The sequence below is a fragment of the Brevundimonas sp. PAMC22021 genome, from assembly GCF_019443405.1.
Classification (GTDB): Bacteria; Pseudomonadota; Alphaproteobacteria; order Caulobacterales; family Caulobacteraceae; genus Brevundimonas.
Genome location: NZ_CP080376.1, coordinates 2,154,722 through 2,167,947, shown reverse-complemented (window position 1 = coordinate 2,167,947; position 13,226 = coordinate 2,154,722). Strand labels below are relative to the sequence as shown.

Annotated in this window: 13 protein-coding genes and 1 tRNA gene; 8 read left to right on the top strand and 6 right to left on the bottom strand. The window is 69.1% G+C overall.

Annotated features, from left to right (window positions below):
- Positions 1 to 68 precede the first annotated feature (68 nt).
- Positions 69 to 1,052 carry a TraB/GumN family protein gene (locus KY493_RS10680; protein ID WP_219896325.1) on the top strand — a complete coding sequence of 328 codons (984 nt, stop codon included), beginning with the start codon at positions 69 to 71 and terminating at the stop codon, positions 1,050 to 1,052.
- A gap of 82 nt (positions 1,053 to 1,134) precedes the next feature.
- Positions 1,135 to 1,209, top strand: a tRNA-Gly gene (locus KY493_RS10675).
- Between the two features lie 60 nt (positions 1,210 to 1,269).
- Here the strand turns inward: KY493_RS10675 and KY493_RS10670 are convergent.
- Positions 1,270 to 2,361, bottom strand: a complete 1,092-nt coding sequence (locus KY493_RS10670; RefSeq protein ID WP_219896324.1) for a Na/Pi cotransporter family protein — start codon at positions 2,359 to 2,361, stop codon at positions 1,270 to 1,272.
- A gap of 168 nt (positions 2,362 to 2,529) precedes the next feature.
- On the opposite strand from KY493_RS10670, the gene maiA reads away from it, so the two are divergent.
- Complete coding sequence (gene maiA, locus KY493_RS10665) at positions 2,530 to 3,168, top strand: maleylacetoacetate isomerase (RefSeq protein WP_255567864.1); 639 nt, start codon at positions 2,530 to 2,532, stop codon at positions 3,166 to 3,168.
- Between the two features lie 6 nt (positions 3,169 to 3,174).
- Here the strand turns inward: maiA and KY493_RS10660 are convergent, their stop codons facing one another.
- The 3 genes from KY493_RS10660 to folE all read right to left on the bottom strand — a co-directional run bounded on the left by KY493_RS10660 (position 3,175) and on the right by folE (position 5,696).
- Complete coding sequence (locus tag KY493_RS10660) at positions 3,175 to 3,825, bottom strand: sugar transferase (protein WP_304502411.1); 651 nt, start codon at positions 3,823 to 3,825, stop codon at positions 3,175 to 3,177.
- A gap of 88 nt (positions 3,826 to 3,913) precedes the next feature.
- Positions 3,914 to 5,068, bottom strand: a complete 1,155-nt coding sequence (locus tag KY493_RS10655; protein ID WP_219896323.1) for an acyltransferase — start codon at positions 5,066 to 5,068, stop codon at positions 3,914 to 3,916.
- A gap of 55 nt (positions 5,069 to 5,123) precedes the next feature.
- On the bottom strand, positions 5,124 to 5,696 hold the full coding sequence (folE, locus tag KY493_RS10650; RefSeq protein ID WP_219896322.1) for a GTP cyclohydrolase I FolE: 573 nt from the start codon (positions 5,694 to 5,696) through the stop codon (positions 5,124 to 5,126).
- A 113-nt stretch (positions 5,697 to 5,809) separates the two neighbouring features.
- On the opposite strand from folE, the gene fliQ reads away from it, so the two are divergent.
- The 5 genes from fliQ (at position 5,810) to KY493_RS10625 (ending at position 11,953) form a co-directional block, all read left to right on the top strand.
- Positions 5,810 to 6,073 (top strand): flagellar biosynthesis protein FliQ, encoded by a 264-nt coding sequence (fliQ, locus tag KY493_RS10645; RefSeq protein ID WP_219896321.1) that lies wholly within the window; start codon positions 5,810 to 5,812, stop codon positions 6,071 to 6,073.
- A 16-nt stretch (positions 6,074 to 6,089) separates the two neighbouring features.
- Positions 6,090 to 6,872 (top strand): flagellar biosynthetic protein FliR, encoded by a 783-nt coding sequence (fliR, locus tag KY493_RS10640; RefSeq protein ID WP_219896320.1) that lies wholly within the window; start codon positions 6,090 to 6,092, stop codon positions 6,870 to 6,872.
- Complete coding sequence (flhB, locus tag KY493_RS10635; RefSeq protein WP_219896319.1) at positions 6,865 to 7,941, top strand: flagellar biosynthesis protein FlhB; 1,077 nt, start codon at positions 6,865 to 6,867, stop codon at positions 7,939 to 7,941. The genes fliR and flhB overlap by 8 nt, the downstream gene beginning before the upstream one ends.
- A gap of 57 nt (positions 7,942 to 7,998) precedes the next feature.
- Positions 7,999 to 10,041, top strand: coding sequence for a cell cycle histidine kinase CckA (cckA, locus tag KY493_RS10630; RefSeq protein ID WP_219896318.1), 2,043 nt, complete (start codon positions 7,999 to 8,001; stop codon positions 10,039 to 10,041).
- An 88-nt stretch (positions 10,042 to 10,129) separates the two neighbouring features.
- On the top strand, positions 10,130 to 11,953 hold the full coding sequence (locus tag KY493_RS10625) for a DUF885 family protein (RefSeq protein ID WP_219896317.1): 1,824 nt from the start codon (positions 10,130 to 10,132) through the stop codon (positions 11,951 to 11,953).
- Between the two features lie 10 nt (positions 11,954 to 11,963).
- On the opposite strand, the gene KY493_RS10620 is transcribed toward KY493_RS10625, so the two are convergent.
- Both KY493_RS10620 and KY493_RS10615 read right to left on the bottom strand, forming a co-directional pair.
- On the bottom strand, positions 11,964 to 12,878 hold the full coding sequence (locus KY493_RS10620; protein ID WP_219896316.1) for an NAD(P)/FAD-dependent oxidoreductase: 915 nt from the start codon (positions 12,876 to 12,878) through the stop codon (positions 11,964 to 11,966).
- A complete protein-coding gene (locus KY493_RS10615) occupies positions 12,875 to 13,087 on the bottom strand; it encodes a DUF2945 domain-containing protein (RefSeq protein WP_219896315.1) in 213 nt (70 codons plus the stop codon). Before KY493_RS10615 ends, KY493_RS10620 begins: the two co-directional genes overlap by 4 nt.
- Between the last annotated feature and the right edge of the window lie 139 nt (positions 13,088 to 13,226).

Genomic DNA, 13,226 nt, shown 5'->3' with positions numbered 1-13,226 from the left:
AGCCGCCGCGCCATCGCTCACCAACAAATCCAACACCGTTGAACCGCCTGTCCAAAAGGATCCGCGACATGAACGCCCACGCCTTTTTCGCCTCCGCCGCCCGCAACGTCAGCCGTGCCGGCGCCTCCGCCATCGTCTCCATGGCCGTCTTCAGCGCCCTGTTCTCCGTCCCCAGGCCCGCCTTCGCCCAGACGCCGGCCGCGCCGGCCGCGCAATCCGCCGAGGTTCAATCCGCCGAGGTCCAGGGCGACGGTCCCGCGCTCTGGGTGGTGCGCGATGAGGACTCCACCCTCTACCTGTTCGGCTCGGTGCATGTGCTGCGTCCCACCACCGCCTGGGAAACGCCGCGCATCAAGGCCGCCTTTGACGCCTCGTCGGACGTCTGGATGGAGATCAGCAATCCCGACGATCAGGCCGCCATCCTGCCGCTGATCCAGCAGCACGGCCTGTCGCCGCAGACGCCCCTGTCCACCCTGCTGACCGCCGAGGAGTTCGCCGACCTCGACGCCGCCGCCAAGACCGTGGGCGCCAGCGGCGCGGCGCTGGACCCCATGCGGCCATGGCTGGCCGGCCTGACCCTGTCGGTCGCGCCGCTGACCAAGGCCGGCTACGATCCCCAGTCGGGCGTCGAGCTGATCCTGAAGAGCCGCGCCGAGGCCGCCGGCAAGCCGATCCACGGATTCGAGACCATCGACGAGCAGGTGCGCATCCTCGCGGGCCTGCCCGAAGCCGATCAGGTCGACTTCCTGCGCGCGACGCTTGAAGACTTCGACGAGGCGGTGACCCTGCTGGACGGCATGGTGACGGCCTGGTCGGGCGGCGACGTGGACGGGCTGGACCGCATCGTCGTCAAGGAGATGAAGACCGACGCCCCGGCCGCCTATGACGCCCTGCTGGTCCGCCGCAACGCCAACTGGACCGGCCAGATCGAGACCCTGCTGAAGGGGTCGGGCACGGCCTTCATCGTGGTCGGCGCGGCTCACCTGGCGGGCGCCGACAGCGTCCAGTCGATGCTAGAGGCCAAGGGCGTCGACGTCCGCCCCGCCCCCTGATCGCACCGCTCGCCTGCGCAAAGGCCCGGCTCGCCGCCGGGCCTTTTCTTTTGCCCGTCGCGGGCTATGGTCGCCGCCGCGCGCGGGCGTAGTTCAGAGGTAGAACGTCAGCTTCCCAAGCTGAATGTCGTGGGTTCGATTCCCATCGCCCGCTCCAATGATTTCAGCAGCTTACCGGCTTCCAGGTTTCGAGGCTGGGTCTTCGGCAGGGCGGCGATCAGGCGCTTTCGGCGGCCAGGGGCTTGGGTTCGGCCGGCGCTCCGCCGTCCGGGATCATGCGCTCCAGCGCCTTCGCGGCCCAGGGCGTGAAGATCAGAAACAGCAGGGCGCCGCCCACGTTGAAGGCGACGTGGGCGTTGGCGATCTGCTGGCTGACCTCTCCGGCGCTGAAGGTCGCCAGTCGCGCCAGCGGAGCCAGCAGCATCAGCCCGATAGCGACGCTGGTGACGTTGAACAGAAGATGGAAGACGCCGGCGCGCACCGCGTCGCGCGAACGGCCGAACGTCGCCACCAGGGTGTCGGCGCAGGTGCCGATCTCTGCGCCCAGCATCAGCGCCAGGCCCGCCGGCAGCGAGATCAAACCCTCCCCCGCCAGGACGATGATCAGACCCATCATGGCCGAGGACGATTGCAGGGCCGCCGTCGCCGCGGCCCCGGCCAGGACCCCCAGCAGCGGCGCCTCGAATCGGGCGAGCCATTCCTTGATCGCGGGGACGTCGCGCAGCGGCTCGACCGCCAAACCGACGACGCTGAGGCCGAACAGCACCATGCCCAGGAAGAAGACCACCCAGGACCACTTGCGCACCCCGTCGCTCTTGGCGAGCAGGGTCGAGAGAAAGGAAAGGGCCAGCAGGATGGGCGCCAGCGAGTCGGCGTTCAGGGCGAATATCTGGCTGGAGAATGTGGTGCCGATATTGCTCCCCAAAATGACGGGAAGCGCGGCCGAGAAGCGGATGAGGTTGGCGTCCACCAGGGCGATCACCAGGATGATCACCGCCGAAGAGGAGTCCAGAAGCACAGTCACGACCGTGCCGCTGGCCAGGCCGCGCACGCGGTCGCTGGAGCTGGCCCGCAGCACCGACTTGAGCTTGTCGCTGCCGACCTCCTTCAGTCGCACGGCCAACTGGTTGACGCCGTAGAGGAACAGGATCAGGCCGCCCGTCAGCGTCAGGCCGATTTCCCACCAGGATATGTCGGGGGCGCCCTCGGCTTGCTGCGCAACCGCGCTTGATGTGTCGAAGACGAGAAGCGCGGCGACCGTCAGGACGACCCACAGCACGCTGTAGCGGTTGGCCAATGAGAGCTTCATGGGAGGCCTGTCACGGGGTGAGACAATTGACCGCAGAACCCGTGCAATGGGACGCTGTTCCGGGAACGCAGGAATATCGCCAATCCTTCATCAAATCGTCGCGTGGCAAGCGGGCTGCCGGGTCGCTAATCTGGGTGAAAGAGACCGTCGGCTTGGTCTCGGCGGAAGGTGGCGATCTTGATCCTGCACGGCTATTTTCGATCCAGCGCGGCGTGGCGCGTGCGTATCGCTCTGGCGCTGAAGGGACTGGGGGTCACGGATGTGTTCCACCACCTGCGAAAGGGCGAGCAGAGGTCGGCGGACTATCTGGCGCTGAACCCGCAGGGGCTGTTGCCGACGCTGGAACTGAATGACGGAACCGCGCTGACGCAGTCGATGGCGATTCTGGAGTATCTGGACGAGACGCATCCCGAGCCGCCGCTGCTGCCCACCGATCCGGTCGCGCGCGCGCAGGTGCGGGCCGTGGGCCAGGCGGTCGCGTGCGACATCCATCCGGTCCAGAACCTCAAGGTGCTGAAGCGGCTGCGCGATCTGGGCCACGACGAGGCGCAGGTGCAGGCCTGGGCCGCCTGGGTGATCAAGGAGGGGCTGGACGCGGTCGAACGGATGCTGGCGGGCGGCGCGGGGCCCTTCGCCTTCGGAGACCGGCCGACCCTGGCCGACATCGTGATCGTGCCTCAGCTGGCGAACGCGCGGCGGTTCGGCGTCGAGGTCCGCTGGCCGCGCCTGCTCGCGATCGAGGCGGCGTGTCTGGACCTGGACGCCTTTCGCACGACCGCGCCGGCGATGCAGCCGGACGCGGAGTAGCCGCCACTAGCAGGCGTTGACGCGTGACAGCACCGCCGGCGCGGTGCGCCACAGGATCAGCAGGTCGGTCCGGAACGACCAGTGGCGGGCGTAATGCAGGTCGGCCTCGATCCGGCACGCCATGCAGCCGAGCTGCCGGATCTCGCCGCGCAGGCCACGCACCTGGGCCAGGCCCGTCAGGCCCGGCCGGACGGCAAACCGCTCGCGATAGCGCGGCAGAAGCGCCGCATAATGATGGTCATGAGCCACGGCGTGCGGGCGTGGGCCGACCAGGGACATGTCGCCCCGCAGCACATTGATCAGCTGCGGCAGCTCGTCGAGGCTGGCGGCGCGCAGGACCCCGCCGATGCGGGTCACGCGCGGGTCGCCGGGACGCGCGTGGGTGACGGCGCCGCCGTCCTCGGCCACGGTCATGGTGCGAAACTTCAGGATGGTGAAGACACGCCCGTTCAGCCCGGTGCGACGCTGGCGAAACAGCACGCCGCGCCCTTCCGAGGCGATGACGACGGCGATCAGCAGAAGCAGCGGCGCAAGGACAGCCAGCATCAGCGCGGCGGCGGCGAAGTCGAAGGCGCGCTTGCCTGCCGCCGACGCGGCGCATCGAACGCCGGTCACCGCACAGGGCTGCACGCCCGCCGCGAAGCTTTGGATATTCACGGCCGCCTCCCCACGCCCGTTGCCCTGCTAAGGTTCTGTTAACCTTTGGCGGGCGGGCGGCGCATCATCAAATGATAGGAGGGAGGCCTCAGCCGTCGATGGACACCACGGGCCGGGGCATGGCGGCGACGGCCTTGGATCCGCCGCGCGCGGCCAGCCCCTTGCGGATCAGGCGCTGGATCGGATCGTCGATCCAGTGGTGGAACAGGAAGGCGAACACAAAGGCGGCCACGACGCCCATTCCCCACAACGTCCACTGCGCCGAGACGGGCAGGGCCAGGCGACTGGCCGCGACGCCCGCGCCGCCGAACCAGGCGATGCGCACCACCTCGTTGGTGATGAACATGGAAAAGGACACCACCGCCGTCTTCTCGATCAACCGCGACGGCCGCGTCACCGGAACGGCCCCGGCCGCCAGGATGATGATCGAGATAAAGAACAGAGACGCGAGCGCGTGCTTGTCGAAATGCTGAACGCCTGCCAGCGCCACGGCCGCCAGCACGCCCGCCCAGCCGGCCAGGCGCGGCGAGATCCAGACCTTTTGCGCGAACCATGCCAGGCACATGCCCAGAAAGAACAGCGGCAGGGCGCGGATGAAGCCGAAGCGCATCGGCATCTGGTAGACGGGGAAGCCCAGCAGCGCCCAGGTGATCTCATTGGCCACCAGATAGGCGACGACGCCCAGCAGCAGCGCCGCCCAAGGGCGCATCCGCATCAGGCCCCGGATGATCCAGGGAAAGCACAGATAGCAGCCGATCAGGGCCGAGATCGACCAGGACGGCGCATTCCAGCCCAGGCCGCCATGCACGCCGAACGACTGGACCAGCAGCAGCTGCGCCGGCAGCTGATCCCAGGCGAACCATTCCGGATGGGTCGGAGGCGCGCCCAGCGCGGTGCCTGCGACGACCAGGGCGACAAGCGACAGCCCCATGATCAGGTGGGCCGGCGCGACCCGCAGCACACGCTTCAGAAAGAAGTCGCCCGCCGACATCCGGCCGCCCAGGACAGGGCCGCCATAGACCCGCATCAGCACATAGCCGGAGTCGATCAGAAAGAAGTTGGTCAGCAGAAAGCCGCCCCGCTCGAACACCGGGTGCAGGCCTTCCGCCAGCGGCACGGGCGCCGAGGCCTGGAAGTGGTGCAGGATGATCAGCGAGGCCACGATGAAACGCAGCGCGTCGAGCCAGCCCCCGCGCGCGATGGGGGTTGTGTCGTTTCGGGTCATGACGGCGGCCCAGGGCATGGCGTGCGCTCCTTGAGGCCTCGCCGTCGCAAGAGCCGGGCCGTCAGGCTCCGCCTCAGCGCACCAGGCGCAGGAACTCCTCGCGGGTGCGGGGATCGTCGCGCAGCACGCCCAGCAGGCACGAGGTCGACAGGCTGGCGCCCGGCACGTTGACGCCGCGCAGGGTCATGCAGCTGTGTTCGGCCTCGATCACCACGCCGACGCCTTGCGGACGCAGGACGTCCTGGATCGCCTTGGCGATGTCCGAGGTCATCTTTTCCTGAATCTGCAGGCGCTTGGCGAAGCCTTGGACCACGCGCGCCAGCTTGGAGATGCCGACAACGCGGTCGGTCGGCAGATAGGCGACATGCGCCCGGCCCACCACCGGCAGCATGTGGTGCTCGCAGAAGGAGACAAAGCGGATGTCCTTCAGCACCACCAGTTCGTCATAGCCGCCGACCTCCTCGAAGGTCTTTTCCAGATAGGCCCGGGGATCGGCCTCGTAGCCGGCGAACAGCTCCTTGTAGCTGCGGGTCACGCGGGCGGGGGTCTCCAGCAGACCCTCGCGCTCGGGATTGTCGCCCGCCCACCGGATCAGGGTGCGAACGGCGGCTTCGGCTTCTTCGGCGGAGACGGCTGGATCGGTCATGGCGGCGATATAGACGCGCGTCGCGAAGAAGGGGAGGGGCGGCTGAGCGGTTAGCGCGGCGTTAACCAGACGCCCGGCATTTTCTGCCCGGTTGTTCCCGGGAGAGTGCACGCATGAACGGCGCGGAAGTGATGGACGTGGGCCGCGACGCCCTGTGGCTGACCATCCAGCTGTGCGCGCCCGTGCTGATCGTCGGCCTGGTGGTGGGCGTGGTGATCGGCCTGGTGCAGGCGCTGACGCAGATCCAGGAGCAGACCCTGGTCTATGCGCCCAAGATCATCGCCATCTTCGTGTCGCTGCTGGTGTTCCTGCCGCTGATGGGAGCCATGCTGGGCGGCTTCATGCGCGAGATCGCCGCGCGTATCGCAGGCATGTAGTGGAGCGCTTCTGACCATGGGGCCTTGGGCCACAGCGGACCAGGTCTGGGCCGGCGGGCTGATCCTGGCTCGGATCGGCGCCATCCTGATGCTGATCCCCGGCATCGGGGAATCCTATGTGCCGCCGCGCGTGCGGCTGTCGCTGGCGCTGCTGATCAGTCTGGCGCTGTGGCCGGTGGTGAACGGCGCGCTGCCGCCCTTGCCGGCCGAGATGGGGGCCATGATCGGCTGGATCCTGCGCGAGGTGATCGTCGGGCTGATGATCGGCCTGCTGCTGCGGATGTTCATGACGGCCCTGACCACCGCCGGCGAGATCGTGTCGCTGCAGACGACGCTGAGCTTTTCCCAGACCGCCAATCCGCTGCAGGCCGCGCCGGGGTCGACCATCGCGACCTTTTTGACGCTCCTGGGCGTGACCCTGCTGTTCGCCACCAACACCCACCACCTGTTCATCGCCGGCATTGTCGGCTCCTACCGGCTGATCGCGCCGGCCAATCCGCTTGTGATGAGCGACTTCACCAGCCTGGCGGTGCGCACGCTCGGCGACAGCTTCCTGATCGGGGTGCAGCTGGCCGCGCCGGTGCTGGTGTTCGCCTTGATCTTCAATCTGGCGACCGGACTGGTCGGGCGGGTGATGCCGCAGTTCCAGGTGTTTTTCGCGTCGGCCCCTCTGTCGATCCTGCTGGGGCTGTCGGTGTTCGCCCTGAGCCTGGGCGTGCTGGGGACCGTCTTCATCGACCGTTATCGCCGCCTGGCCGAGGTCTTCGCCCAGGGCGTCTCGGGAGGCGCCGGTGGCTGAAGGCGCCGATCCCGAGTCGAAAACAGAAGAAGCCACCCCGCGAAAACTCGACGAGGCGCGGCGCAAGGGCGACGTCGCCAAATCCCAGGATGTCGGCTCGGCCCTGGCGCTGGCGGGCGCGGCTGCGGTGATCCTGTCGGCGGGCGGCTGGTTCGCGACCTCCATGGCCGAGCAGCTGCTGCCTTTCATCGCCGCGCCCCACGCCATGGTGGACGCGCTGGAGGGCGGAGCGGGCGGCCAGATCGCCTCGCGTGCGCTCTGGGCCATGGCGCCGTTCCTGGGCGCGGTGATGCTGGCGGCCTCGATCGGCGGGATCGGCGGCAATCTGGCCCAGACCGGCCTGATCTTCACCGCCGAGAAGCTGAAGCCGAACTGGAAGGCGGTGAGCCCGCTGGCGGGCTTCAAGCGCATCTTCGGCCCCGACGGCCTGGTTCAGTTCCTGAAGACCTTCGTGAAGCTGATCGCCACCGGCTGCGTCTGCTGGGCGGTGCTGAAGTCGCACGCGCGCGAGCTGGAGAACCTGGCGGCGATGAGCCCGGTGGCCATCCTGCCGCTGTGCCGCGATCTGGCGGTGGCGCTGATGGCCTCGGCGATCGTGCTGTTCGGCTTCACCGCCGGGGCCGACTTTCTGTGGCAGAAGATCAGTTTCGCCAAGAAGATGCGGATGTCCAAGGAAGAGCTGAAGGAAGACTACAAGCAGTCCGAAGGCGATCCGCACATCAAGGCCAAGCTGCGCCAGATCCGCATGCAGCGCAGCCGCCAGCGGATGATGCAGGCGGTGCCGACCGCCACCGTCATCGTCACCAACCCGACCCACTATTCGGTGGCGCTGCGCTACGAGCCGGATCAGGGCGACGGCGCGCCGGTCTGCGTGGCCAAGGGCGTCGACGCCCTGGCCTTGCGCATCCGGGAAGTGGCGCGCGAGCACGAGGTGCCGATCGTCGAGAACGTGCCTCTGGCCCGCGCCCTCTACGCCGCCGTGGACATCGACGAGACCATCCCGCCCGAGCATTTCCAGGCGGCCGCCAAGGTGATCGGCTTCGTGTTCCAGTCGCGCAAACGCCGATAAGCGGGATCGGCCGCGATCCTCTATGATCCGTTGACTGATTCCCTTGCGCGAGGCCGCATGACCATCGTCCGTCGTCTTCCGTTTGATCCGCTGCTGGCCGCGATGGCCGCCGGGCTGGCGCTGGCGGTGGCGGCGATGGCCTATCCGGCGTTCCGGGGCAATCCGTGGTCGGCGCCGGGCATGATCCTGATCCTGACGGCAGGGCTGATCGCCCTGGTCGGGCTGTTCGGCTTTCGCCGGGCGGAGGCGGGTCGGCCCTCTAGCGACGTGGCCGTGGACTTGCTGGACGCCCTGGGCGAACCGGCGGCGCTGGTGTGGGCCTCGGGGCAGGTCCTGGCCTTCAACGCCGCCTGGACCGAGGCGAACGGCGCCGACACCACCCTTCCGCGCGGCAAGTCGGCCCAGGCCCTGTACATGGCCTTTGCCCAGGCGCGGCGGGGTCAGGCGGGCCGCGCCATCGTCGAGATCGGCGAGCGCGAGCTGGAGGTCGTGATCGGCCTGGCGGGCGAGGGACGCTTTCTGGTGCGTGCGGCGCCGGAAGCCGTGCTGCCTGATCTGCATCCCGGCGCGTCCGAGCCGCGCGCCCAGGCCGCCCTGTCCGGCGACGCTCGCGCCATGGCGGCCGGCGCGCCGTTCGGGTCGGCGGTGATCGGGGGCGAGGACCTGTTCGTCGGCCGGGCGGAAGAGCCGAACGCCGCGCTGAAGGTGCTGACCGGCCCGGCCGCCGCCGGCGACGCCGCCTTCGGCCACCTGTTCGAGCCGGCGGGCGTCGGCGAGGCGCGCGCCAAGCTCCAGGCTGGCTCGTCCGGGCCGATCGAGCTGGTGGCCCGCGCCTTTCCCGACCGGATGCTGCACCTCTATGTGGCGCCCGAAGGCGACAAGCGCCGCATCTGGCTGTTCGACGTCTCGGCGCAGAAGTCGATGGAGCTGCAGCTTTCACAGGCCCAGAAGATGCAGGCGGTGGGCCAGCTGGCCGGCGGCGTGGCCCACGACTTCAACAACCTGCTGACCGCCATCCAGCTGCAGCTGTCGGGCCTGTTGGAGCGGCACCCGGTCGGCGACCCGTCCTACGAGGGGCTGAACGAAATCCGGCAGACGGCGATCCGCGCGGCCGATCTCGTGCGCAAGCTCCTGGCGTTTTCGAGGAAGTCCACGGTGCGGCGCGAGCGGCTGGACCTGGGTGAACTGGTGGGCGAGTTCGCGGTGCTGCTGCGCCGGCTGCTGCGCGAGGACGTGCGGCTGGAAACCGACTATGGCCGCGATCTGCCGGTGGTGCTGGCCGACAAATCGCAGCTGGAGACGGCGGTGATGAACCTGGCGGTCAACGCCCGCGACGCCATGCGCGGCGTGGTCGAGCCGGGCGACGCCGTGGTCACCATCAAGACCCGCCGCCTGACCGCCGAACAGGCCCGCGCCATGGGCTGGACTGCCGTGGCGACGGACGAGGTCGCCTTGATCGAGGTGTCCGACACCGGCCCCGGCGTGCCGCCCGAACTGGCCGACAAGATATTCGAGCCCTTCTTCACCACCAAGGCGGTGAACGAGGGCACCGGCATGGGCCTGGCCACCGTCTACGGCATCGTGCAGCAGGCGGGCGGGCACATCACCGTCGGCAATCTGGACGGCGCGGGCGCGGCGTTTCGCATCTTCCTGCCGGCCGCGGGCGAGGCGGAGCTGGCCGAGGTGCAGCCGGTCGAGGTCAAGGTCAAGGCGCCGCGCGACCTGTCCGGCGCCGGCCGCATCCTGTTCGTCGAGGACGAGGCCGCCGTGCGCGGCATCGCCGCCCGCCTGCTGCGCCAGCGCGGCTATGAGGTCATAGAGGCGGCCGACGGCGAGGAGGCCCTGATCCTGGCCGAGGAGCACGCCGGCCAGATCGACATGCTGATCTCCGACGTCATCATGCCCGGCCTGGACGGTCCGTCCCTGCTGAAGAAGGCGCGGCCCTATCTGGGCGACGCGCCGGTGATGTTCATCTCCGGCTATGCCGAGAGCGACTTCTCCGACCTGTTGCAGGACGAGGTCGGGGTGTCCTTCCTGCCCAAGCCGCTGGACATCAAGACCCTCGCCGAGCGGGTCAAAAAGGAACTGCACGCGGGCTGATCGCCGGCGCGACCCTTGCGCGATTCCCACTTGCGGCGCGCGTCCGCGCGGGCTCCATTGCCGGTCTGAACCGGGGGAGTTCGTCGCCATGATCAATCGTCGCCGTCTGCTGCAGACCACCGCCGCCGGAGCCGGCCTGGCCGCGATCGGCGCGCCCGCCCTGGCGCAAGACGCGCCGGCCGCAGCGCCCACGCCGCTGTGGGCCTTCATGGACCGGACGTTCGAGCAGGCGCTGGACCTCAGCCCGGAAACGGTGACCGGCCTGGGCCTCGACAAGGGCGTGCGCGCCGCCGCCAAGTCACAGCTGACCGCGCCCACGCTGGAGGTCGAGGAACGGGGCCGCGCCTTCACCCTGGCCCAGCGAGCGGAACTGGCGCGGATGGACCCGGCCGGCATGACCGAGCGGGACCGCATCTACTACGACACCCTGGTCGACAACCTGGATGCGACAGTGGCCACCTACGCCATCCCCTATGGCCAGGGCGGCTGGCCCAATCCGTATCGCGTCAGCCAGCAGGGCGGCGCCTATCAGTCCGCGCCCGACTTCCTGGCCAACCAGCACACCATCGAGACGGCGGCCGACGCCGACGCCTACGTGGCGCGGATCGAGGCCCTGGCCGACGTCCTCACGGCCGAGACCGAGCGGGTCCGCGAGGACTTCGCATTGGGCGTCACGCCGCCCGACTTCATCCTGGCCAAGGCGATCCGCCAGCAGGAGGGCATGGCGGGCACGCCGGCGGCCGAATCCTCGATGGTCGAGTCGGTCGTGACCCGCACGCGCGACAAGGGCCTGACCGGCGACTGGGGCGCGCGGGTCGAGCGGTTGCTGAACGAGCGGGTCTATCCGGCGCTGGCGGCCCAGACGGCGGTTCTGAAGGCTGCCCAGCCCGACGCGACGCACGAGGCCTCGGTGCGGCGCCTGCCGCAGGGCGAGCAGTATTACGCCAACAGCCTGCGCTATATCACCACCACCCGGCTGAGCGCCGACGAGATCCACCGCACGGGCCTGGAACAGGTGGCCGAACTGTCCGGCCGGGCCGACGCGCTGCTAAAGGCGCAAGGCATGACGCAGGGGTCGGTGGCCGAGCGTATCGCCGCCATGGGCAAGGATGCGCGCTACATCTATCCGAACACCGATGCGGGCAAGGTCGAACTGATCGGCAAGCTGAACGAGCAGATGCAGGCCATGCAGGCCCGCCTGCCGACCGCCTTCGGCCGCCTGCCCAAGGCCGGCGCCGAGATCAAGCGCGTGCCGCCGGCGATCGAGCAGGGCGCGCCGATGGGCTATTATAACAGCCCGTCGCTGGATGGATCGCGGCCCGGCATCTACTGGATCAACCTGAAGGATACGGCGGACTGGCCGTCCTGGACCTTGCCGACCCTGACCTATCACGAGGCCTCGCCCGGCCATCATCTGCAGATCGCCCTGCAGCAGGAAAGCCCGTCGGCGCCCAAGCTGATGAACCTGTTCTTCTTCTCGGCCTATGGCGAGGGTTGGGGGCTTTATGCGGAACAGCTGGCCGACGAACTGGGCGCCTATGAAGACGATCCGGCGGGGCAGATCGGCTATCTGCAATCGCTGATGTTCCGCGCCGCGCGGCTGGTGGTCGACACCGGCATCCACTCCAAGGGCTGGAGCCGCGAGGAGGGCATCCGCTACATGATGACCGCCTATGGCGACACCGAAGGGGCGGCGACGTCGGAGGTCGAGCGGTATTGCGGCTGGCCGGGCCAGGCCTGCGCCTACAAGGTCGGGCACAACGAGTGGGTGCGCCTGCGCGACAAGGCCAGGAGCCAACTCGGCGCCCGCTTCGACCAGCGCGGCTTCCACGACACGGCGCTGGCCGCCGGCGGCGTGCCGCTGTCGGTGCTGGAGCGGATCGTGGACGGCTGGACGACCAGCCAGGCCTGATCGGGGCGTCCTAGTCGCGCACCGTCATGCCGTCGCGCTGACGCAGCAGGTTGTGGATGGCGGTGGCGGCCACGGCCGCCTCGGCGGTGGCGACCGCGATCTGGTTGAGGCCGCGCACCACGTCGCCGGCGGCGTAGAGGCCGGGCACGCTGGTCACCTGGTGCAGATCCACCTCCAGCCGGCCGTCGGTCGCCAGGCGGGCGCCAAGCGTCCGGGCCAGCTTGCAGTTCGGGGTGGTGCCCAGGGCCGAGTAGAGGAAGTCAAAGGCCCGCTCGGTCCCGCCCCAGCTGATGGCGCGCACCCGGTCGCCCTCCAACGTGACGCCCTCCACCGATCCTTCCAGCAGGGTGACGCCCAGTCGATCCAGCTCCGAGCGGCAGGTCAGGGCGTCGGGCGGGCCGATGTGGAACAGGGTCACGTCGTCGGAGTAGGTGCGCAGAAAGGCCGCCTCGCGGATGCCCAGGTCGCTGTCGCCGATCACCGCCACCCGCTTGCCGGTGGCCTCGAAGCCGTCGCAGATCGGGCAGATGCGCACCAGGCTGCGCCGGATGGCCGGATCGACGCCGGGCAGGTCGGGATGATGATCCTCGAGCCCCGACGCCAGCAGCACGGCGCGGACCCGCACCGTGCGGCCGTTCAGATCCGTTTCGAAGCCGCCTTCCACGAGGCGCAGGTTCTCGGCCCGGCCCGGCTCCAGGATCGCGCCATACTCCTCGGCCTGCTGGCGCATTCGGCCCAGCATGTCGCGCCCGCTGAGACCCTCGGGAAAGCCGGGCGTATTGTGGCTGACGGGTATCCAGTTGGCGCGCGGCTCCCCCCCGTCGGCGACCAGCACCGAACGGCGAAAGCGGGCCAGGTAGGTGGCGGCGGTCAGGCCCGCGGGGCCGGCCCCGACGACGAGGACTTCAGGCTCTCCACGCGTCACGCCTTGCGCAGCTCCGACGGCTTGTGCGCGGCCTGGGCGCCGGTCTTTCCGCTTTCGACCAAGTATTCGGGATTGTCCTTGGAGGCGGCGACCTTGTGGCCCTTGATGTGGGCCTCGGAGGTCAGCTTCTTGACCACCTTGCCGGTGGTCGTGCCCTGGCTGTGGTCCCACTTGACCTTGTCGCCGGACTTGAAGGTCTTTTCGGTCATGACGGCGGCTCCGCGTGTGTCAGTCCGCTGTTGAGCGGGCGGGGTGGGCTTCGGTTCCGATAGGCGGCGGGCCTTTGCGCCGGTGACGCGGCCCGCTATACCGCCGCGACGTTTTCATCCTCCCCAGCACAGGCGGACT